General features: G+C 46.7%; 15 protein-coding genes. 12 read left to right on the forward strand and 3 right to left on the reverse strand.

The genetic code is table 11. From position 1 onward, the window contains the following. Positions 1-176 precede the first annotated feature (176 nt). From aspA to R7P36_RS21750, 4 genes are all read left to right on the forward strand, one after another. A complete protein-coding gene (aspA, locus tag R7P36_RS21735; RefSeq protein ID WP_065274942.1) occupies positions 177-1,628 on the forward strand; it encodes an aspartate ammonia-lyase in 1,452 nt (483 codons plus the stop codon). Between the two features lie 176 nt (positions 1,629-1,804). Beyond that, positions 1,805-3,112, forward strand: coding sequence for an anaerobic C4-dicarboxylate transporter (locus tag R7P36_RS21740; RefSeq protein WP_005382378.1), 1,308 nt, complete (start codon positions 1,805-1,807; stop codon positions 3,110-3,112). Between the two features lie 161 nt (positions 3,113-3,273). After that, positions 3,274-5,106: a protein-disulfide reductase DsbD gene (locus R7P36_RS21745; protein ID WP_065274943.1), complete on the forward strand. Its 1,833-nt coding sequence runs from the start codon at positions 3,274-3,276 to the stop codon at positions 5,104-5,106. A gap of 194 nt (positions 5,107-5,300) precedes the next feature. Then, the gene (locus R7P36_RS21750) at positions 5,301-5,930 is read left to right on the forward strand and encodes a response regulator (RefSeq protein ID WP_213900093.1); all 630 of its coding nucleotides are present in this window, start codon (positions 5,301-5,303) and stop codon (positions 5,928-5,930) included. Here the strand turns inward: R7P36_RS21750 and R7P36_RS21755 are convergent. Beyond that, positions 5,927-7,678 carry a potassium/proton antiporter gene (locus tag R7P36_RS21755; protein ID WP_005382374.1) on the reverse strand — a complete coding sequence of 584 codons (1,752 nt, stop codon included), beginning with the start codon at positions 7,676-7,678 and terminating at the stop codon, positions 5,927-5,929. The genes R7P36_RS21750 and R7P36_RS21755 overlap by 4 nt on opposite strands. A gap of 520 nt (positions 7,679-8,198) precedes the next feature. On the opposite strand from R7P36_RS21755, the gene R7P36_RS21760 reads away from it, so the two are divergent. The 5 genes from R7P36_RS21760 (at position 8,199) to R7P36_RS21780 (ending at position 12,773) form a co-directional block, all read left to right on the forward strand. Further along, a complete protein-coding gene (locus tag R7P36_RS21760; protein WP_005382373.1) occupies positions 8,199-8,462 on the forward strand; it encodes a DUF4212 domain-containing protein in 264 nt (87 codons plus the stop codon). 12 nt (positions 8,463-8,474) lie between these two features. Then, positions 8,475-10,202 carry a sodium:solute symporter family protein gene (locus tag R7P36_RS21765; RefSeq protein ID WP_005382372.1) on the forward strand — a complete coding sequence of 576 codons (1,728 nt, stop codon included), beginning with the start codon at positions 8,475-8,477 and terminating at the stop codon, positions 10,200-10,202. A 108-nt stretch (positions 10,203-10,310) separates the two neighbouring features. Beyond that, positions 10,311-10,793 carry a hypothetical protein gene (locus tag R7P36_RS21770; RefSeq protein ID WP_005382371.1) on the forward strand — a complete coding sequence of 161 codons (483 nt, stop codon included), beginning with the start codon at positions 10,311-10,313 and terminating at the stop codon, positions 10,791-10,793. 199 nt (positions 10,794-10,992) lie between these two features. Then, the gene (locus tag R7P36_RS21775; RefSeq protein WP_005382370.1) at positions 10,993-11,370 is read left to right on the forward strand and encodes a hypothetical protein; all 378 of its coding nucleotides are present in this window, start codon (positions 10,993-10,995) and stop codon (positions 11,368-11,370) included. A gap of 17 nt (positions 11,371-11,387) precedes the next feature. Further along, positions 11,388-12,773: a class II fumarate hydratase gene (locus tag R7P36_RS21780; protein WP_025768815.1), complete on the forward strand. Its 1,386-nt coding sequence runs from the start codon at positions 11,388-11,390 to the stop codon at positions 12,771-12,773. A 91-nt stretch (positions 12,774-12,864) separates the two neighbouring features. On the opposite strand, the gene R7P36_RS21785 is transcribed toward R7P36_RS21780, so the two are convergent. Continuing rightward, positions 12,865-16,296 (reverse strand): PAS-domain containing protein, encoded by a 3,432-nt coding sequence (locus R7P36_RS21785; protein ID WP_213900092.1) that lies wholly within the window; start codon positions 16,294-16,296, stop codon positions 12,865-12,867. Between the two features lie 135 nt (positions 16,297-16,431). Beyond that, on the reverse strand, positions 16,432-17,619 hold the full coding sequence (locus R7P36_RS21790; protein WP_053307400.1) for a 3-phenylpropionate MFS transporter: 1,188 nt from the start codon (positions 17,617-17,619) through the stop codon (positions 16,432-16,434). Between the two features lie 233 nt (positions 17,620-17,852). Between R7P36_RS21790 and R7P36_RS21795 the strand changes: the two genes are divergently transcribed. From R7P36_RS21795 to acs, 3 genes are all read left to right on the forward strand, one after another. After that, a complete protein-coding gene (locus tag R7P36_RS21795) occupies positions 17,853-19,679 on the forward strand; it encodes a DUF294 nucleotidyltransferase-like domain-containing protein (protein ID WP_025768817.1) in 1,827 nt (608 codons plus the stop codon). Positions 19,680-19,712: 33 nt separating this feature from the next. Beyond that, entirely contained in the window at positions 19,713-20,342 is a 630-nt protein-coding gene (locus tag R7P36_RS21800) for a 3'-5' exonuclease (RefSeq protein ID WP_017635557.1), read from the forward strand. A gap of 238 nt (positions 20,343-20,580) precedes the next feature. Further along, positions 20,581-22,533, forward strand: a complete 1,953-nt coding sequence (acs, locus tag R7P36_RS21805) for an acetate--CoA ligase (protein WP_213900091.1) — start codon at positions 20,581-20,583, stop codon at positions 22,531-22,533. Positions 22,534-22,779: the final 246 nt, after the last annotated feature.

Consider the following 22,779-nt stretch of genomic DNA (forward strand, 5'->3'; position numbering starts at 1 on the left):
CTCATGAAAAACGAAAAAGGTGATCTAGTTACTATTTTTATGCGCTAGGTGCAGTATCATGTGCCACATAAGTCAGGACGGATTTTCCAGCCAAAAATTCTGATGAATGGATTCTAGATTGCAGAAATGGCTAATAAATAACTTTATTATCAGAATTATCATCTAAGGATCCTGCTATGGCTACCCTATCTGATGCTCCAAAAACAGCAAACCCAGCCACTCGTATTGAAGAAGATCTATTAGGTCAACGTCATGTCCCTGCAGATGCGTACTACGGTATTCATACGCTACGTGCGATCGAGAACTTCAACATCTCTAATATGACCATCTCTGACGTACCAGAATTTGTACGCGGCATGGTAATGACCAAAAAAGCAGCAGCGTTAGCAAACAAAGAACTTGGCGCTATTCCAAAAGACGTTGCAAACTACATCATCGAAGCGTGTGATTTGATCCTAGAAACTGGCAAGTGCATGGATCAGTTCCCATCAGACGTATTCCAAGGCGGTGCAGGCACTTCAGTTAACATGAACACGAACGAAGTGATCGCAAACGTTGCGCTTGAGTTGATGGGTAAAGAGAAAGGCCAATACGAATTTGTTAATCCAAATGACCATGTAAACAAGAGCCAATCAACCAACTGTGCGTACCCAACAGGTTTCCGTATTGCGGTATACAACAGCGTACACAAGCTAATGGAAGCAATTGAGTACCTAAAAGGCGCATTCGAACTTAAAGCCGTTGAGTTTAAAGATGTACTGAAAATGGGCCGTACTCAGCTTCAAGACGCGGTACCAATGACAGTTGGTCAAGAGTTCCATGCGTGGGCGGTAACACTAAACGAAGAGATTCGTGCTCTAGATTACACATCTAAACTCCTCCTAGAAATCAACCTAGGCGCAACCGCAATCGGTACTGGTCTAAATACACCAACTGGCTACCAAGCGCTTGCAGTAAAACACCTAGCGGAAGTAACAAGCCTTGACGTTGTTGCAGCAGAAGACCTTATCGAAGCAACGTCTGACTGTGGTGCATACGTAATGACTCACGGCGCGCTAAAACGCCTAGCAGTGAAACTATCGAAGATCTGTAACGACCTTCGTCTACTTTCTTCTGGTCCTCGTGCGGGTCTAAATGAATTGAACCTACCTGAAATGCAAGCAGGCTCTTCAATCATGCCAGCTAAAGTAAACCCAGTTATCCCAGAAGTAGTAAACCAAGTTTGCTTCAAAGTTCTCGGTAACGACAACACGGTTTCTTTCGCAGCAGAAGGCGGTCAGCTACAGCTAAACGTAATGGAGCCAGTTATCGCACAAAGCGTGTTTGAGTCTATCTCTCTACTACACAATGCGTGTGTGAACCTACGCGATAAATGTATCGACGGCATCACTGTGAACAAAGAAGTTTGCGAAAACTACGTTTACAACTCTATCGGTATCGTCACTTACCTAAACCCATACATCGGCCACCACGAAGGTGACATCGTAGGTAAGATTTGTGCAGAAACTGGTAAGAGTGTTCGTGAAGTCGTGCTAGAGCGCGGTCTGCTTACAGCAGAGGAGCTTGATGAAATCTTGTCAGTAGAAAACTTCATGCATCCTACTTACAAAGCAAAACGTTACGAGTAATAACGAATCCGAAGGGGGCCACTCAGGCCCCTTTTTTAGGCTCTCATACGGTTAACCACATTTTTTATATGCTTTTATTGCCGCTAAACCACTAGGTTCTCATTCTCTGAGCATTTACTCCTGTTCCTGAGTGTTCAAAAAATCAGAATCAAATAAAAAACTAAAGAGGTATCAATATGGTCATGGTCGAACTCTTCGTGGTTCTGCTCTTCATCTATTTGGGGGCAAGAATCGGTGGTATCGGCATTGGTTTTGCCGGTGGTGCTGGGGTCATTGCGTTGTCTTTGATCTTGGGCGTACCAACAAGCCAAGCTTACATTCCCGTTGACGTAATTTTGATCATCATGTCTGTAATCACCGCTATCGCAGCAATGCAGGTAGCGGGTGGTTTAGACTGGATGGTGCAAGTTGCTGAAAACTTTTTGCGCAAGCATCCTGAGCGCATCACCTTTTATGCGCCTATCGTAACTTACCTAATGACATTAATGGCGGGTACTGGCCACACGGCATTCTCAACTTTGCCAGTGATTGCAGAAGTAGCGAAAGGCCAAGGCGTGCGCCCTTCTCGTCCACTGTCTATCGCGGTCGTAGCATCGCAAATCGCTATCACCGCATCACCAATCTCAGCGGCTGTTGTAGCGTTCGCGGCAATGCTGCACCCATTTGGCGTTGACTACCTAACACTACTAGCAATCTGTATCCCAACGACGTTCATCGCGTGCATGATCGGTGCGTTCGTGGCGAACTTCATGGGCTGTGAGCTAAAAGACGATGCTGAATACCAAGAGCGTCTAGAAAAAGGCTTAATCAAGCTAAATACAGAAGCAAAACGCGAAATCCTACCAACAGCGAAGAAAGCAACATTCATCTTCCTAGGCGCAATCGCATTTGTCGTGTGTTACGCAGCAGCAATTTCTGGCTCTGTTGGCCTTATCGAGAACCCTGCTCTAGGTCGTAACGAAGCTATCATGACGGTAATGCTAGCAGCTGCGGCAGCTATCGTAATGAGCTGTAAAATCGATGCTGGCAAAATCCCAGCAGCAGCAACATTCCGCTCTGGTATGACAGCATGTGTGTGTGTTCTTGGTGTGGCATGGCTAGGTTCTACGTTCGTTAACGCGCACGTTGACGGCATCAAAGAAGTTGCGGGTGCGCTACTAGCAGACTACCCATGGATGCTAGCACTCGTTCTATTCTTCGCTTCAATGCTGCTTTACTCACAAGGTGCAACCACTGTTGCGCTGATGCCAGCAGCACTTGCTATCGGTGTGGCACCACTTACCGCAGTTGCATCTTTCGCAGCAGTAAGTGCGCTATTCGTGCTGCCAACTTACCCAACGCTTCTAGCAGCGGTTGAGATGGACGACACGGGTTCAACTCGTATCGGTAAGTACGTATTCAACCACCCATTCTTTGTACCTGGTGTGGTAACCATCGCTTCTGCGGTAGCACTTGGCTTCGCATTCGGTGGTCTACTGATCTAGTAGAAACAGAGTCTTACTCGGGGAGCTTCGGCTCCCTTTTTTATTGCCTGTTGTCTTGATTTATGCTCAATAAATCTTCATTTTCATGAAACTTATTGACTCGCCTCCGGGTCTGATTGAGTTACACTAACGGCAATTATCTAAGATGAATTGACTCTTTTATGCGCGCATTACTTTCCGTTTTACTCTTAGGGCTCATTACCTTTTCCACTCCGTCTTTAGCTTTATTTGGCAAAGACCAGTTTAACAGTAGCCAGAACAACAGTTTTGGTAGCAGCAGCGACAGCTTTGTTCCGGTTGATCAGGCGTTTCCATTTAACTTCTACCAGCAAGATGACAAATTGATGCTCGATTGGCAGGTACGTGACGGGTACTACCTATATCAAGAGCGCTTGTCTGTAGCTGGTGAGAAAGTATCGCTAGGCGAACTGCAAATGGAAGACGGCACACCGCATAAAGATGAATTCTTTGGTGACGTGCATATCTATACGCAACCTCTCTTCGTTAACGTACCAATGTATGATTGGCAAGACGGTGCGCGCGTGGTGGTGCAATACCAAGGTTGTGCGAAAGCAGGCTTCTGTTACCCGCCAGAAACTCGCGTGATTCCTATCAGCGCGTTTACTTCGTCGAACTCAGATTCAACAACGGCGACAACTGCATCAAAAGCAGAACAGGCACCAACAGCAACGCCACCAGCGGTGCAATCATCTACGTCTGGTGACACATCATCAGTGCCAGTAACACAGCAAGATAGCCTTGCTGCCAACCTTGCTGATAACTGGTGGACACCACTTCTGTTCTTGGCGCTTGGTGTGGGCTTGGCGTTTACACCTTGTGTGCTGCCGATGTACCCAATTCTGACCAGCATAGTGCTTGGCAGTGGCAAGCTAAGCCAACGCCGCGCGCTAGGCTTGTCATTCGTCTACGTGCAAGGCATGGCACTGACTTACACCCTACTCGGCCTTGTGGTGGCATCTGCAGGTATGCAGTTCCAAGCGGCAATGCAACACCCTTATGTGCTGATTGGCTTGAGCGTACTGTTCATCGCACTCGCTTTGTCTATGTTTGGTCTGTACTCATTACAGCTACCAAGCAACGTTCAAACGTGGTTAAACAACCTCAGCAACAAACAGCAAGGCGGCAGCAGTGCAGGCGTATTCGCCATGGGGGCGATTTCTGGACTGGTGTGCTCACCATGTACCACGGCACCTCTGTCTGGTGCGCTACTTTACGTGGCACAAAGCGGCGATTTGCTTACCGGTGGTATCGCGTTATACGCGCTGGCGATGGGCATGGGTATTCCGCTGATTCTTGTTGCGGTCTTCGGCAACAAACTGCTACCAAAAGCAGGTGGTTGGATGGACCGAGTGAAAACACTCTTCGGCTTTATTCTGCTTGCCGCACCTATCTTCTTACTAGAACGCATCATGCCAGAAATGTGGTCAACGATTCTGTGGTCAGCACTGGGTATTGCTGCTTTTGGTTGGCTATACCACATCAAAAACAGTCTAGAGTTTGGTGGCTGGAAACAAAGTGCCGTGGGCATAATCGCCGTCTTAGGTTTGCTAGCCTCAGCACAACCTATCTTAAATTACTGGTTTGGCAACAGCACAACACAAACTCAGCAAGCCACTGTTAGCTTTACTCGCATTGCTAACGTGGCGGATCTTGAAGAACAACTGGCACTTGCGAAAGCGGCAGGTAAACCCGTCATGCTCGATTTCTACGCCGATTGGTGTGTAGCATGTAAAGAGTTTGAAAAGTACACCTTCCATGACCCAAGCGTCGAAGCCAAACTGCAAGACTTCATTCTTCTGCAAGCGGACGTGACCAAAAACCAAGTGCAAGACATCGAACTACTGAAGCACATGAGTGTGCTTGGTTTACCAACAATTGAGTTTTGGGATGCCAGTGGTGAACACGTTTCAAACGCTCGTTTGACGGGATTCATGCAAGCCGAGCCTTTCTTAGAGCATATCAAGCAGTTCTGATAACCAGATATTCAAACGCCAGTGATGTCCACTGGCGTTTTTTATTGCTCAGATTTGAATAAGAACATTGCGTTTATATGCAATTTTCCTAATAAAAGTCGATTTGGTTCAGACTTTTAGCGAATAAATATTGTCCACTCTCTCAAAGCTGGACAATAATAAATTTAACGAAATAGTCAAAAGTGTTTAACGTCATGGATTCGACCTACACCATCATTATTGCAGATGATCACCCACTCTTCCGGAATGCCTTGTTTCAATCTATCCACATGGCTATTAGTGGTGCAAATTTGCTGGAAGCGGACTCACTCGACGCACTTCTGGCTTTGTTAGAACGAGAGGAAGAGCCAGATTTAGTGCTATTGGACCTCAAAATGCCAGGAGCAAATGGTATGTCTGGCTTGATTCATTTGCGAGCAGAGCATCCAGATTTACCTATCGTCGTCGTTTCAGCGAGTGAAGAGCCGGCGATCGTGACGCAGGTGAAAAGCCATGGTGCATTTGGTTTTATTCCCAAGTCCAGCGACATGCGCGAATTAGTGAACGCGCTCAATCAAGTGCTGAATGGCGACCCATACTTCCCTGAAGGGTTGATCACCAATAACGCGGCATGTAATGACTTAGCGGAAAAGATTGCTGCGCTAACACCGCAGCAATATAAAGTGTTGGGAATGTTGTCCGATGGCTTGCTGAACAAGCAAATCGCTTACGAATTGAATGTTTCAGAAGCCACCATAAAAGCGCACATGACAGCGATTTTCCGTAAGCTCGGTGTAAAGAACCGCACGCAAGCCGTGATTATACTGACGGAAATGAGCGACTAGATTGACGTCTTATCGTCAGACTTACTTTTTTCGTTTGGCAATCGGATACCGACTTTAGTGACCTGCTGATCAACAACATCAGCGACGATCCAATGCAAACCTTGCCACTCGAAATGGTCTCCCAATACTGGCGTGCTACCTAATTGCTCTTCGACAAGGTTTCTCAAACTTTTATCCAGCGGTTCATCCCCCAGATTCAAACCATACATCACGGCAATATCGGCAAGCTTCACTTCAATATCGAGGAAGAAGTCACCGAAGAATCGCGCTAGCGACGCTTTCTCTGGGGCTTCACTAAACAGTAAGCTCAGTGCATCTAAATCCTTTTCTTGTGCTAATACACACAAGGTATCATCTTCCTCAAGGCGCGTACTGCCGGATGGGTGCAATAGCTCTTTACTGCGAAATACAGCGGCGATACGCGTTCCTTCCGGCATCGAAAGACTACGTAATGGCTCACCAATGCACCATTTATCTGCTTTAAGTCTATAGATAAACAGCTCCCACTCACTGGTCGGGTAAATCTCCACCCCCGTACGCGAAATTGGCTCAGGCTTAGAAGGTAGCTCGACCTTTGCAAGAGACATCGCCTTGGTCAACGTGCCCCCTTGTACTATCAAAGACACCATTACTACAAAGAATGCCAAATTGAAGTACAGTTGAGCATCTGGCAACCCTGCCATCATCGGAAATACCGCGAGGATGATAGGTACAGCGCCACGCAATCCTACCCAAGAGACAAACCACTTTTCACGTGGCGTGAAACTCTTGAATGGCAGTAAACCAATCCAAACTGAGATTGGTCGGGCAAACAAAATCATCCCGAAGGCAAGCGCAAGACCTGGCAACGCAATAGAGAGTAAATTGGATGGTGTAACCAACAAGCCAAGCACCAAGAACATACCAATTTGAGCTAGCCACGTCATACCATCTAAAACATGAAGAATAGAGTGGCGGCTGCGTGTTGGACGGTTACCTAATAAAAGACCAACGAGGTAAATCGACAAAATACCACTGCCACCCAAAGTGTTAGATAAAGCAAAAATAAGCAAGCCACCACTGACCGTTAAAATAGAATACAGCCCATCTGGTAATTGATTGCGATTGATAACTTTCCATAAGATCCAGCCACCAGCGAAGCCAAGTAACGCGCCAATACCAAACTGCTTAAGAAAACTGAACGCCAAAAAGCCCGCACTTAAATCTGCGCCAGGGTTCGCTAAAATAGCAATCAGAGTTACGGTCAGAAACACCGCCATAGGGTCATTGGTGCCGGATTCAATTTCCAGCGTTGAACCAACACGTTCGTTCAGGCTACGACCTTTGAGTAGAGAGAAGACCGCGGCAGCATCGGTGGAACCAACAATCGCTCCAACCAATATGCCTTGCAATAAATCTAAGTCGAATAACCACGTTGCCATCAGCCCGGTTAAAATGGTGGTGATCGCAACGCCAAATGTCGCCAAAGAGACCGAGGGCCATAACGCAACCCTAAAGCTGGCGACCCGCGTTCTCATCCCACCATCAAGCAAAATGATGGCTAATGCGAGGTTACTAACCAAATAAGCGATCGAAAAGTTATCGAATAAAATGCCGCCTAAGCCGTCTTCCCCCGCTAGCATTCCAACGGCTAAAAATACCAAAAGAATTGGGATTCCCAACTTAGAAGACACTGGGCTTAAAAGAACGCTAAGTGCGATTAACAACGCACCTATTAGAAAAAAACTGTTAATGGTGTCTGCGTCCATTCTCACCCTCCCTTAATGAAAAACGATAATAATTGTGATGAGCAAGGCTACTTCGTTAATGAGGTAATGCCCTAATCTGCCTCCCCTTTACACCGTCTCAAAATGCGAGGTTGTACGAGAATGACTCAGTTATATTACTTTATTGTGCGTTAAAACGGTGATTTGATGCGAAAACTTTATGTAAATAAATTACTTGTGAGCTTTCTTATCTACGCCTTCTCTCTTTAAGAGCCACAAGATCACCACCAATACTTACACAGCATCTCCAAGTTCAATGAAGAAAAGATTAATGGCCCGTCTTAATCATGCCTGTTTATCCAATCAACCTTTAGACCTTTGGCTAACTTAACAGTTTATTAACATAACGTTTTGCCCCTTTGTTCGCTGCAAAAGCCCATAATATGGGGGTTCTTCATTTTTAACACCCCGACTAAAGTTGAAAAGAGTTATTGCCAACACCTTGCTAATGTACATATTGAAACATTTCATTAACAACAATACCAATCGTAAGGAGACGGCAATGGCATTTGAAAGCGAAGAAAGAGCCAAAGCCTATTGGGACAAAAACGTGAAGCTCATGATCGGCCTAATGGTCATCTGGTTCGTCGTGTCTTTCGGCTGCGGCATTTTATTTGTCGACGTACTAAATCAATTTCAACTAGGCGGTTACAAACTCGGTTTCTGGTTTGCTCAACAAGGCTCCATCTATGCGTTCCTAGGAATTATTTTCTATTACGCATGGAAGATGCGCCAAATTGACCGTGAATTCGGCGTGGACGAATAAGGAGTCACTCAGATGGATTTGAAAACTATTACCTACCTGGTCGTTGGCGCCACGTTCATCCTGTACATCGGGATTGCTATTTGGGCTCGCGCCGGATCAACCAAAGAGTTTTATGTTGCTGGTGGCGGTGTAAACCCGATTGCAAACGGTATGGCAACCGCAGCCGATTGGATGTCCGCAGCGTCGTTTATCTCAATGGCAGGCTTAATTGCCTTCATGGGCTATGGCGGCTCAGTATTTCTAATGGGTTGGACTGGTGGCTACGTTCTGCTTGCGCTGTTGCTAGCGCCTTACCTACGCAAATTTGGTAAGTTTACGGTGCCAGAGTTTGTTGGTGAACGCTTTTACTCCAACACAGCACGTATCGTAGCGGTTGTTTGTCTTATCATCGCATCAGTGACTTATGTTATCGGTCAGATGAAAGGCGTGGGCGTTGCGTTTGGTCGCTTCTTAGAAGTGGATTACTCCACCGGCCTATTAATTGGTATGTGTATCGTTTTCATGTACGCGGTTCTTGGCGGCATGAAAGGCATCACTTACACGCAGATTGCTCAATATTGCGTACTCATTCTTGCTTACACTATCCCTGCAATCTTTATCTCTCTGCAACTCACTGGTAACCCAATCCCACAAATTGGTCTGGGGAGTACCATGGCTGGTACCGATGTCTATCTACTCGATCGGCTTGACCAAGTGGTGACCGAACTCGGATTCAGTGAATACACGACCCAAGTACGTGGCGACACACTTAATATGTTTGTCTACACCATGTCACTGATGATTGGTACTGCCGGTCTACCACACGTAATTATCCGTTTCTTTACCGTGCCGAAGGTTCGCGACGCACGTACATCAGCAGGCTGGGCTCTGATCTTCATCGCAATCCTTTACACTACTGCACCAGCGGTATCAGCGATGGCTCGCCTCAACCTAATGAATACGGTAAATCCAGCTCCGGGTCAGCACCTAGCGTATGACGAGCGTCCTGCGTGGTTCAAAAACTGGGAAACAACTGGACTACTCGGTTTTGACGATAAAAATGGCGATGGCAATATCCAATACACTTCAGATGCGTCCACCAACGAACTGCGCGTTGATAACGACATCATGGTATTGGCTAACCCAGAGATCGCTAAACTACCAAACTGGGTGATCGCACTTGTGGCAGCAGGTGGTCTTGCAGCTGCACTATCTACCGCAGCAGGTTTACTACTCGCCATTTCTTCAGCTATTTCCCATGACTTAATCAAAGGGGTTATCAATCCGAACATATCCGAGAAAAAAGAGCTACTTGCTAGTCGAATATCAATGGCAGTAGCGATAGCAGCCGCAGGCTATCTCGGTTTAAATCCGCCTGGATTTGCCGCAGGTACGGTAGCACTCGCCTTTGGTCTTGCCGCTTCATCCATCTTCCCTGCATTGATGATGGGCATCTTCAGCAAGAGCATCAACAAAGAAGGCGCAATCGCCGGTATGATTGCAGGTATCAGTATTACGCTGTTCTACGTATTCCAACACAAAGGCATTCTTTTCGTTGCTGATTGGAAATATCTAGAAAGCTGGGGAACAAACTGGTTCCTAGGTATTGAGCCAAACGCGTTTGGTGCTATTGGCGCACTATTTAACTTCATTGTTGCATTCGCTGTATCCAAAGTAACTGCAGAAACGCCACAAGAAGTAAAAGACCTAGTCGAACACGTTCGCGTACCAGTAGGTGCTGGTAGCGCAGTGGATCACTAAAAACTAATCAAAACCACAAAAGCCCCGTTTGGAACCTGCCGTCCGGGGCTTTTTTATTCTCACTTTTCAGTTACCATATTCGCAGTATGTCGTTGCAAGGAAGCCAAGATGTTCAAAAACAAGCACTTTATTCTCGCTCTACTGATTGCGCCAGTTCTCTCTTTGATCGCTTACTTCGGTACCGATATGGCCCTCAGCGAGAAGCCCCACGCGGCGCAAGAAGGGGAAACTTACAAACTCGCGAGTAAGTCTAATTGTCGTTACACCAGTGGTCTGTGTGATATGGAAAATGGCGATTTTAAAGTGAAATTTCGCTCGGAAAAACTCACTAAAAATAACTTAGAATTATCACTCAACGCCGCTTACCCACTCGAAGGTGTTAAAGTTTCTATTGTGAGTGACAAAGAGAAAAACGCTCAACCGATTGATATGAAGCCCGCCGATCAAGCAGGCCAAAGCTGGTACATCACCTTACCAAAGCCTGCATCTGCAGAAAGCTGGTTAAGAGTCGTCATTCAATCAGGCGGCACACTGTATTATGGTGAAACACAAACCGCATTTGTGAAGTACGAAACCTTATTTACTGAATAACGGTGACAAGCTAATTCACCGGTCTTCAAACGACATTGAATTAGTTTCACTCAGCATAAATGAATTCCTACTCAGCCGACGCCTTTGCGTCGGCTTTTGTTTCCGTAAGTCTTTCTTCAACAACCTCTTACTCTAAAAAGGGTTGCCAACTCACAAGTTAATTGATAATAATTATCATTACATTTAATGAGAGGTGGTTATGGACAACAAACGGGACATCTTTAACGCATTTTTTAAAGCCCAAGATAGATTCCTTCTCGCCGCACCACATGGCTTTGAGCCAGACGTGATTCATGACTATATTCATTGGGGAATGGTGTTGTCTTCTTGTTATGAACACGATGCCGATGAAGAAAATCTATTGTTGTGTGAGCTGTTTTTACGTCAGGTTTATTTCCATTTACTAGACGCAATTCAAGACTCAACTCGCAGTCGTATCTTCCGTCGTGTCTGTCTCGATTCTATCCATACGCCATTATTCTGTCTCAAACGCTATTACTACCAGTTTGAACAAGGCGACGTGAAATTTCTCGCACTACAACAACAATTACGCCTGATTCAAATCTCACTTGATTAACCAAAAGGATCCCTACCATGAGCACCGAATTCCGCATAGAAACTGACAGTATGGGCGAAGTTACTGTCCCTGCAGATGCTCTCTACCAAGCCCAGACTCAACGCGCCGTCGATAACTTCTCATTCAGTCAACATAAAATGCCATCTGGTTTTATCAAAGCGTTAGCACACATCAAGCAGACTGCGGCACTCACCAACGCACAGCTAGGGCTGCTTGAAGGAGATATTGCCAACGCGATTGCTGACGCAGCTCAAGCAATTATCGAAGGCAATCATATTGAGCAATTCCCAATTGACGTGTTCCAAACAGGATCAGGCACTAGCTCAAATATGAATGCGAATGAAGTAATTGCAACACTGGCCTCCCAGCATCTAGGCGGCACTGTCAGCCCTAATGATCACGTCAACATGGGACAAAGCAGCAACGATGTGGTACCGACGGCCATTCAAGTTAGCGCAGCATTAGCCATTGAAAAACAGCTCTTCCCGGCCCTGTCACACCTAAGCCAAACACTAGAGTCTAAGCAACAAGCATTGAAAGATGTTGTAAAAACCGGTCGCACCCACTTAATGGATGCGATGCCAATTACCTTTGCTCAAGAACTTGGCGGTTGGCAGTTCCAAATCGAGCACGCAAAACAAGCGATTGAACAAGCACTTCCTGCTGTAAAAGCCTTAGCCCAAGGTGGTACGGCAGTTGGAACGGGGATCAATGCCGATCCACGCTTTGCGGACTTATTCGCTAGCAACCTAACCCAGTCAACTCGTATTCAGTTCACGGCCAGTGATAACTTCTTTTTCAATTTAAGCAGTCAAGATGCGATCGTCGCTCTGTCGGGACAGCTCAAAACAGCAGCAGTTGCGATCATGAAGATCGCAAACGATCTTCGTTGGATGAATTCAGGCCCATTGGCTGGTTTAGGTGAAATTGAATTACAAGGCTTGCAACCGGGTTCTTCCATCATGCCTGGCAAAGTAAATCCTGTGATCCCAGAAGCCGCAGCTATGGCATCAGCGCAAGTCATTGGTAATGACACCACCATTACCGTCGCAGGCCAAGCGGGCAACTTCCAGCTTAACGTCATGCTGCCAGTTATTGCTCATAACGTATTGGAGAGCATCGAGTTACTCTCTAACAGCGCAACCGCTTTAGCTGACAAAGCCATTGCGACGTTTGAAGTTCGCCAAGATAACTTGGATATAGCACTCGCCAAAAACCCTATTTTGGTCACGGCTCTCAACCCGGTCATTGGCTACCTAAAAGCGGCAGAAGTCGCGAAAAAAGCCTACAAACAGGGACGCGCGATTATTGATGTCGCGGAAGAAGAAACGGATTTGGATAGAGCCACACTAGAGCGATTGCTTAATCCAGCCAAACTGACTCAAGGCGGCGTCGCAGAATAAGCGGCAAACTCAGCCTATCAACTAAGATTACAAACATCGAGACCTCCATTCGGAGGTCTCTTTTTATAGCGATTTTTCAAACACTCCAATCCTAAGCGACTCGATTGAGCACCGAACGCAGCTTAAGCGGCTTAACTGGCTTAGCAATAAAGCTGAACCCATTTGCTTTGATGCCATCAAGCATATCATCGGTACGATCTGCACTGATGATGACGCCTTCAAAGCTGTGGCCTAATCTCAGGCGGCATTGCTGTAGCACTTCTAAACCAGTACGACCATCATCAAGTCGGTAATCGGAGAAAATTACATCCGGAATCCAACCATCCTCAAGCGCTTTTAGACTTTCAACTAAATCAATCGCAACTCGTGTATCGCAACCCCATCGGGAAAGTAAGTTTTCCATGCCGACTAGAATGTCAGGCTCATTATCGACACAAAGGATTCTCAGATGACCAAGTTCAGATTGCTTATTCATCGCCACGTGAACTGGATGAGGCTGAACATGATCAGCTTTATCTAGGGTGATGGAAAAAACACTGCCTTTTCCAACCCAAGAGCGCATCGAAATTTCATGCCCAAGTACCTGAGCAATTCCTTTCGAAATCGCCAAACCAAGTCCGAGACCTTGGTCGGAACGAACTTGAGTTCCGCGATTAAACTCTTCAAAAATCTCTTGCTGCTTCTCTTCTTCAATCCCCACTCCATTATCCCATACATCAATACGCACTCGCCCTTTCACGCGGCGAACACCGAGTGCGACTTTGCCATTCGGGTTATAACGAAACGCATTGGTCAGGAAGTTTTGCACCACACGGCGCAGCAGTTTGGGATCCGACTTAACCATGAGTGAGGACGGAATCATGGTGAACTCTATACCTTGCTGTTTGGCTAACGCACTAAACTCAGCATTCAAATTCGATAACACATCATTTAACGCAAAGCCATGCACGTTGACTTCCAACTTGCCCGATTCCAAACGCGAGATATCCAGCAAATCTCCAATTAAGTCTTCGGCAGCCTCTAAAGCACTTTCAATGTGTGCTGACAGCTTTTTGGCTTCGCTGTCTTTGGCGACTTCCGATAGTGAAGATGCGAATAGACGCGCCGCGTTGAGCGGTTGCATCAAGTCATGGCTTACTGCCGCCAAGAACCGTGATTTGGACTTCGATTCCAAATCCGAGCGCTGCGTCGCTTCCACCAGCTGCTTGTTAAGTTGTTCTAATTCTCGAGTCCGCAGACGTACCCTTTCTTCCAATGTCTCGTTGGCGTCTTTCAGTGCTTGCTCTGCATCACGGAATACGGTGATGTCGGTAAAGCTCATCACAAAGCCACCACCTGGCATTGGGTTACCTTGCACCTCTATCACGCGACCATCGGGACGAACCCGAGAAGAGGTGTGCCGAGTCCCTTGCTCGAGGTGATAAACACGGCGACGGACGTGGTCATCAGGGTCACCAGGGCCACACAACCCCTGCTCTGCATTGTGCCGAATCACATCCGCAATCGGTCGACCTACTTGAATCAGGCCTGGCGGAAATTCAAAGAGTTCTAAATAGCGTTGGTTCCACGCAACCAAGCGTAGTTGCTTATCGACGACCGCAATACCTTGTCCAATATGCTCAATCGCGCCTTGGAGTAAACCCCGACTAAAATCGTACAGTTCAGAGGCTTCATCGACGATAGTCGCCACCTCTTCAAGCTGCATGTTTCTTCCTTGCAGAGCGGAAGTAAGCACTAACTTAGCAGAAGATGCACCAAATACCCCTGCTAGCACACGCTCCGTATGCCGAATCAGAGAAGATGGCGCTTGTTGATTCGGCATCAACTCTTCTCGTTGCTGGCTCCAGTAGGCTTGAAACGCCGCTTTAACTCGCGTTCGTCCTACAAATCTGGACGCTAGCATTTCCAGTTCTGCAACCGTAACGCGGCTCTGGTACAGACTCATATTTTCGCTTTCAGGCAACGGTGTACCAACGAATGATGCCGATTGTAAGCGCTCACTTAGGCTTGGTCGGGTAGCCATAGAAACCACAACAAAACACACTGCATTAGCGACCACGCTGAGGATCATCCCCCAATCTGAAATCGCGATATCAAAACTAGCCAATACCTCTGGTGGCGTAATCAACCAGATCAGGAAGTTATTACTGGCGTCTCCGGCAAGCATGTCTGTTTGGCTCATTAACGTAATCAACCAGGTAGCAAAACCCACCGCGAGGCCAACATACACACCTTTCTTATTCCCTTGACGCCAATACATACCGCCAACCAGCGCAGGAGCGAATTGCGTGATAGCCGCGAACGAGAGAAAGCCGATAGCAGAAAGTGAATGAATGGTGTCCAACGCTTGATAGAAACACCACGCGCCAATCAACAAAACTAAAATCAAACCACGGCGGATCCGCAGTAATAATTCAGAAAAATGGTGATGGTTACGCTGCGTCAGTCGCATGCGACGCAATAGCAATGGCATAACCAAGTCATTCGAGACCATGATCGCTAAGGCAATCGTCGATACGATAACCATGCCACTTGCCGCTGAAGTACCGCCTAGAAACGCAAGTAAGGCGATTTCACTCGCCCCTACCGACATCGGCACACTGATGACATAAGTATCAGGCGAAGCGCCACTCAAGAGACCTTGCCCTACCCACGCAATAGGTAAAACAAAAATCCCCATTAAGATCAGATAAATGGGGAACAACCAACGAGCCACGTGCAAATCTTGAGCACGTTCATTTTCCACCACCATCGTATGGAATTGTCGCGGAAGGCAAACGATCGCCAGCATGGTCAGTACAGTATGAATCAATATAGTCGGGATATTTGGTGACTGATACGTCTGTGCGGCAACATCAAGTAAGCTCAAACTCTCGGTGTTCATCGCCAACCAAACAATGAAGACACCAACCACTAAAAAAGCCAGCAGTTTGATAATGGATTCGAAGGCAATTGCCATCATCATCCCACGATGGTGTTCCGTGTTATCAATGTGGCGGGTACCGAATAGCATCGTAAAAATCGCCAACGCGACCACAACAAACCACGACACGCTATCGTTTTGATAACCAAAATCAGTAGCCAGCTCCGGAGCAATGATTTCAAGCCCCATAGTGATACCACGCAGCTGTAAAGCGATGTACGGCAAAATTCCCGCAACCGCTATGAGCGTAACAACCACGGCCAAACCTTGGGATTTACCGTAGCGTGCTCCGATAAAGTCAGCAATCGACGTGATGTGTTCCCGTTTAGCAATCAAAATAAGCCGAGCTAAAACGCGCCATCCGATGGTAAACACTAAAATGGGAGCAATATAGATGGGTAAGAAAGACCAAGGATTACTGCTGGCCTGCCCGACCGTGCCGTAGAAGGTCCACGATGTACAGTACACCGCAATGGAAAGGCTATAAATCCAAGGCCGCCAGCGCGCTAGCCACCTTTTCTGAATGTCGCCGTACCACGCGATGATAAATAAAGCTCCCAAATACGCTAAAGAAACGGGAACCACCAGCCATCCTTGCATCCGATATCCTTTCTTGCCTTTCTTGCTACTTTTAAAGCAAGAGAATAAAAAAACCTCTCCATGAGGGAGAGGTTTCATTTAACACTGCTTTGATAACGGAGACAAAGCTTAGTTTTTAACCTTTGTTACATAAGTCTAATTCTGTGTTTCAAGTGGCTTGTCTGATACATCAACCACCTGATGTGGGTCTTGCGAATCAAGCTTGATGAACAGAGCCAATAACCCCATCGCGGCCATGCCCCAGAACACAAGCGGTCCCCAGTGCTCATAACCCCAGCCACTCAATACGGTCATTAACGCGATAAATGCGCCCAACGGAATCGCGTTATACAACGCTTGCAACGCTACGATCTTATTTTCTTCGGAGTTTTGGATATATTGGATCGCGGCAATGTGTGCGGTAGCGAAAGTCACACCATGCAATAGTTGAACAACCACCAAAGCAATAATTGATGTTGTCGACGCCGTAATACCCCAACGCATCATTACACCAACGGCAGCAGCAATAAACAGCGCGCGTATTGACCAACCTACGAATAAGCGCTTACTCAATGCAAACACTGCCACTTCTGCGGCCACTCCTAAGCTCCACAAGTAGCCAATGACATCTTCCGAGTGACCAGCGGCCTTCCAGTGAATCGCACTAAAGCCGTAGTAAGCCGCATGACTGCCCTGAATTAGTGACACCAACACTAAGAATTTTAGTATCGGCTTGTCGGTCAAAAGAGCGGTCAGCTTTGGACGTTCTGCGCTTTGCCCACCGTGCGTTACAGGCATTGGGTTAGTCGGTCGCATAGCAAACAGCAACGAGATAAACACGCCGAACATCGCAGTGTACAAGATCATATCGGAGCCAAATTCAGCCACCAGGTAGCCCACTGCCGTCGAGCCTGCGATAAAGGCGATCGAACCCCATAGCCGCGTGCGGCCATAATCGAGCATTTTCAGGCGAGCGTAGTAATTTGCCATCGCGTCCGACAACGGAATAATCGGTCCACAACAAAGATTGAACAACACTGTCGCTAGTGCCATTAACCAAAAGCTACCACCCGTAAAAAAGTGAAATCCAACAAAAAGGAGGGCAGCGAAACTCAACCAACGTAAAGCAGGCATAAGATGTTCGACTTTGTGTACTCGTGGGGTGATCACGATATTGGCAACACAACGTGTCGCAAGGCCTAACCCGACCAGCAAACCGATATCTGTCGAAGATACGCCCTGATCCTTAAACCAAAGTGACCAAAATGGCAGATACACGCCATACGCAAAGAAGAATCCGAGAAAGTACTGGGAAATCCAGCCATACGGAGAAGGTTTCAACATTACAAATATCCTAAAACGGGAACACCAACGTTCGAGCCGGGAATTATGGATCGCCATGCGTATTATAAAAAGGGAAGAATAAGAAACTTATCGTTTCCTCGATGGAATACTAACTTTGCGACATTTGGCATCTTCAAGCGAAAACATCGTAATTTAGACCAAAGTCGTCTGGCTTCCGGTAAGAAATTTGTCAGACTTAGAGAGTGTTCCTTCCATCATTATTGGGTGTTCTCATGCCTGACAAATTTAACATGCAATCTCCACCGTTCGATCGCTTAACTGAAGCACAACAAACGCGACTGCGATCGTCTCTGGACGTCGCCTACTATCGAGCTCGAGATGTTATTTTATCCTGCGGACAGAAGAACCCCCACTTACATATTCTGATCAAAGGCGCGGTAGAAGAGCGCTCCAACGATCAACAGGAAGTGTTCGCACATTATGCCAACGACGATATGTTCGATGTACGCTCGTTACTTGAAGACAAGGTACGTCATCACTACATCGCGCTTGAGGACACGCTCTCTTACCTACTGCCGAAAGAAATTTTCCTTGCCCTTTACAACGAAAATGGCCAGTTTGCAGCCTATTTCGATAACAATTTATCGAAACGGCAAGAGCTCATCGAAGCGGCCCATCAACAGCAAAACTTAGCGGAGTTTATTCTCACTAAAGTTGACCGCAGCATTTATCACCCACCGATGATCCTCGAACCAAATACACCAATTAACGAGGTAACACGTTCCTTAAAAGAAAATGGGATTGACGCTGCATTGGTTCAACTCCATGGCGATGATCCACGATTGGAAAAATGGCCATCAGCCCACCCGTACGCAATAGTGACTCGTACTAATATGCTGCATTCTGTGATGTTGGATGGTTGCGCGCTCGACACACCAGTGGGTGAGATCGCGAGCTTTCCTGTTTATCACGTTGATGATGGTGACTTTCTATTCAACGCCATGATCACAATGACCAGAAATAGAATGAAACGCCTCATGGTATGTGAAGGCAACCGAGCCGTCGGCATGCTGGATATGACCCAAATTCTCAGCGCGTTCTCAACCCACTCCCACGTGTTAACGCTCAGTATTGCTCGAGCAAGCAGCGTGGAAGAGCTCGCTTTGGCCTCAAACCGCCAACGTCAATTGGTCGAGAGCTTATTGAAAAACGGTATCCGCACTCGCTTCATCATGGAGCTTATCTCAGCCGTAAACGAGCAAATTATCGAGAAAGCGTTCGAGTTAGTGATACCACCAGCCTTGCACGACCATTGTTGCTTGATCGTACTCGGCTCTGAAGGCCGAGGAGAGCAAATTCTCAAAACCGATCAAGACAATGCCCTGATTATTCAAGATGGTCTGGAATGGCCTCATTGCGAACAAGTGATGCAATCCTTCACACACACCCTACAACAGCTCGGTTATCCACTTTGCCCTGGTAAAGTGATGGTTAACAACCCGAAATGGGTCAAAACACAGCAAGAATGGATAAGCACCCTAAACCACTGGATAGCTAAAGCCGAACCACAACAAATCATGGACTTAGCCATTTTCAGTGACGCCCATGCTGTTGCTGGGAATTGCGAGCTGCTGGCTCCAATTGCGGCGCATCTTCGTGACACAATGAAAGATCGCATGTTGATATTGTCTGACTTTACTCGCCCTGCCTTGCAGTTTTCGGTGCCCCTAACTCTATTTGGCAACGTAAAAAGTGCTAAAGACGGATTGGACATTAAACGCGGCGGTATTTTCCCAATTGTACACGGCATTCGCACCTTGTCTTTGGAATATGCCATTGAGGAGAAGAACACGTTTGAGCGCATTGAAGCTCTGAGAAATAAGCGCATCTTAGAATCTGAAACGGCAGATAATCTCAACGAAGCACTGAAATTGTTCTTTAAACTTCGTCTTAATCAGCAACTCAAAAAGCAAGAAGCGTTGAATAACATTGATATTAAACAACTGGATAGAACTGAGCGTGATTTGCTTCGCCACAGCTTACATGTGGTGAAGAAATTTAAGCAATTTTTAGGCTTCCATTATCAAATTCGTGATTAACCCTGATTTTCATAAATCACAGAGGCGTAGGCAATGAACTGGTTACAACGCAAATACTGGCACTACAAACTGAAAGGTTCGCCTTATCAGTCGCTGTTTTGCACGCCAGATAAAACAGAATACGTCTCTCTTGACTGCGAAACCACCAGCCTTGACCCAAATCGCGCCGAGCTGGTGACTATTGCAGCCACCAAGATCATCGACAACCGCATCATCACCAGTCAACCATTTGAAGCCCGCTTACGCGCGCCGCAATCGCTCGACTCAGGCTCGGTCAAGATCCATCGAATTCGCCACCAAGACTTAGTCGATGGCATCAGTGAAAAAGAGGCGCTGCTCGAGCTGCTCGACTTTATCGGCAACCGACCACTTGTGGGCTATCACATTCGTTACGATAAAAAGATCTTAGACCTTGCTTGTCTGCGGCAACTTGGCTTCCCACTTCCTAACCCACTTATCGAGGTCAGTCAGATTTATCACGATAAGTTGGAACGACATTTGCCGAATGCCTATTTCGACTTAAGTCTGGATGCCATTTGTAAACACCTCGAACTTCCTATCCAAGACAAACACGACGCCTTGCAAGACGCGATTTCTGCCGCTTTGGTCTTTGTCCGCTTAACGAAAGGCGATTTACCCAACCTAACCGCGCCGTATACATAAAAATCAGTTGACCTAGCTCCCAGAAATACTTTTGTTTCAGCGATTTCCCGGCGCTTCCATCACTCTCATCCTAAAGTCTAATTGTGGAAATACGCGCGGTGACTGACAGTTATAAGCACAACGTCGTCATTACCACGACCAAGTTATTTAGAACCAAAAAAACAGCCCTACAAAAATATATTCAAAATCTTATCTAGATTGGTGTAAGGCCGAGAAATAAGGCACAAGGAGAGAAGCCATGAGCGAAGCCCACGTTTATCCGGTAAAAGAAAATATTAAAACTCATACACACGCGGATAATGATACTTACTTAGCCATGTATCAGCAGTCGGTAACCGATCCAGAGGGCTTCTGGAGCGAGCACGGCAAAATCGTTGATTGGATCAAACCTTTCACCAAAGTAAAAAGCACTTCTTTCGACACTGGCCATGTTGATATTCGCTGGTTTGAAGATGGCACACTGAACGTCTCGGCTAACTGTATTGACCGTCATCTTGCAGAACACGGGGACGACGTCGCCATCATTTGGGAAGGCGATGATCCAGCCGACGACAAAACACTCACTTTCAACGAACTGCACAAAGAAGTGTGTAAATTCTCCAACGCATTGAAAGAGCAAGGCGTACGCAAGGGCGACGTGGTGTGTCTATACATGCCAATGGTGCCAGAAGCCGCAGTGGCGATGCTCGCTTGTACCCGTATTGGTGCGGTTCACACCGTAGTATTTGGCGGTTTCTCACCAGAAGCACTATCCGGCCGTATCATCGACTCTGACGCTAAAGTCGTGATCACCGCTGACGAAGGCGTACGTGGCGGACGCGCTGTTCCACTGAAAAAGAACGTGGATGAAGCACTAACCAACCCAGACGTAAAAACCATCAATAAAGTCGTCGTGCTTAAACGTACAAGTGGTGATGTTGAATGGCATGAACACCGTGATGTTTGGTGGCACGAAGCAACAGCCAACGTTTCTGACGTTTGCCCACCAGAAGAGATGAAAGCCGAAGACCCGCTGTTCATCCTCTACACATCTGGCTCGACAGGTAAACCTAAAGGCGTACTACATACTACAGGCGGTTACCTCGTCTACGCGGCAATGACCTTTAAATATGTCTTCGATTATCAACCAGGTGAAACCTTCTGGTGTACCGCGGATGTGGGCTGGATTACAGGCCATACTTACCTAATTTATGGTCCACTAGCGAACGGGGCCAAAACCATTCTGTTTGAAGGTGTTCCAAACTACCCAAGCACGGCTCGTATGAGTGAAGTGGTTGATAAGCACCAAGTGAACATTCTCTACACTGCGCCAACCGCTATTCGTGCACTAATGGCAAAAGGTAACGAAGCGGTAGCAGGGACATCTCGTTCAAGCTTACGTGTAATGGGTTCAGTAGGTGAGCCTATCAACCCTGAAGCGTGGGAGTGGTACTACAAAACGATTGGTAACGAGAGCTCGCCTATCGTTGATACTTGGTGGCAAACAGAGACCGGCGGTATCTTAATTGCACCACTACCAGGCGCAACAGACTTAAAACCAGGCTCAGCAACTCGACCATTCTTCGGAGTCCAACCAGCACTGGTTGATAACATGGGCAACATCATTGAAGAAACCGCAGCAGAAGGTAACTTGGTGATCCTTGATTCATGGCCAGGTCAGATGCGTACTGTTTATGGCGACCACGAGCGCTTTGAACAGACCTACTTCTCAACCTTCAAGGGAATGTACTTTACTAGTGATGGTGCTCGTCGTGACGAAGACGGTTACTACTGGATCACAGGCCGTGTTGATGACGTACTAAACGTGTCGGGTCACCGCATGGGTACCGCTGAAATAGAATCGGCTCTTGTCGCACATCATAAAATTGCTGAGGCCGCTATTGTGGGCATTCCGCATGATATCAAAGGCCAAGCTATCTACGCTTACATTACCTTGAACGATGGTGAATTCCCGTCAGCAGAGCTACACAAAGAAGTGAAAGATTGGGTGCGTAAAGAAATTGGTCCAATTGCAACACCAGATGTACTGCACTGGACGGATTCCTTACCGAAGACTCGTTCTGGTAAGATCATGCGTCGAATCCTGCGTAAAATTGCAACGGGTGATACCAGCAACCTCGGAGACACATCAACGCTTGCCGATCCGAGCGTTGTAGATAAACTTATCGCAGAGAAAGCAGAATTGGCATAAATTCAACCAACTGTTTTAAAAGCACTTTAAAAACCGCCATCACTCATGGCGGTTTTTTGCTTTAGTGCACAAATTGGCCACACAAAAAATATGGCAATTATGTTGTTTTTGTTAACTTGGTTACAGAAACGAGAGTGGCTATTAGGAGATTAGACCAGTAAATTGCTGCTAATTGCTATGAATTAGCTATAATCTTGGTCGATTTTTTAAAATTTGCTCGGTTTTAACAAAAAAATCGTGCTGAAC

Origin of the sequence: Vibrio sp. 397, from assembly GCF_033339395.1 — a bacterium.
GTDB lineage: Bacteria > Pseudomonadota > Gammaproteobacteria > Enterobacterales > Vibrionaceae > Vibrio > Vibrio alginolyticus.

Excerpts from the sequence above, each read along its gene's own strand:
- R7P36_RS21765 (WP_005382372.1), top strand. The coding sequence starts at position 8,475 with ATGGATTTGAAAACTATTACCTACCTGGTCGTTGGCGCCACGTTCATC.
- R7P36_RS21785 (WP_213900092.1), bottom strand. The coding sequence starts at position 16,296 with ATGCAAGGATGGCTGGTGGTTCCCGTTTCTTTAGCGTATTTGGGAGCT.
- R7P36_RS21770 (WP_005382371.1), top strand. The coding sequence starts at position 10,311 with ATGTTCAAAAACAAGCACTTTATTCTCGCTCTACTGATTGCGCCAGTT.
- R7P36_RS21795 (WP_025768817.1), top strand. The coding sequence starts at position 17,853 with ATGCCTGACAAATTTAACATGCAATCTCCACCGTTCGATCGCTTAACT.
- R7P36_RS21780 (WP_025768815.1), top strand. The coding sequence starts at position 11,388 with ATGAGCACCGAATTCCGCATAGAAACTGACAGTATGGGCGAAGTTACT.
- R7P36_RS21800 (WP_017635557.1), top strand. The coding sequence starts at position 19,713 with ATGAACTGGTTACAACGCAAATACTGGCACTACAAACTGAAAGGTTCG.
- acs (WP_213900091.1), top strand. The coding sequence starts at position 20,581 with ATGAGCGAAGCCCACGTTTATCCGGTAAAAGAAAATATTAAAACTCAT.
- R7P36_RS21790 (WP_053307400.1), bottom strand. The coding sequence starts at position 17,619 with ATGTTGAAACCTTCTCCGTATGGCTGGATTTCCCAGTACTTTCTCGGA.
- R7P36_RS21740 (WP_005382378.1), top strand. The coding sequence starts at position 1,805 with ATGGTCATGGTCGAACTCTTCGTGGTTCTGCTCTTCATCTATTTGGGG.
- R7P36_RS21760 (WP_005382373.1), top strand. The coding sequence starts at position 8,199 with ATGGCATTTGAAAGCGAAGAAAGAGCCAAAGCCTATTGGGACAAAAAC.
- R7P36_RS21775 (WP_005382370.1), top strand. The coding sequence starts at position 10,993 with ATGGACAACAAACGGGACATCTTTAACGCATTTTTTAAAGCCCAAGAT.
- R7P36_RS21750 (WP_213900093.1), top strand. The coding sequence starts at position 5,301 with ATGGATTCGACCTACACCATCATTATTGCAGATGATCACCCACTCTTC.
- aspA (WP_065274942.1), top strand. The coding sequence starts at position 177 with ATGGCTACCCTATCTGATGCTCCAAAAACAGCAAACCCAGCCACTCGT.
- R7P36_RS21745 (WP_065274943.1), top strand. The coding sequence starts at position 3,274 with ATGCGCGCATTACTTTCCGTTTTACTCTTAGGGCTCATTACCTTTTCC.
- R7P36_RS21755 (WP_005382374.1), bottom strand. The coding sequence starts at position 7,678 with ATGGACGCAGACACCATTAACAGTTTTTTTCTAATAGGTGCGTTGTTA.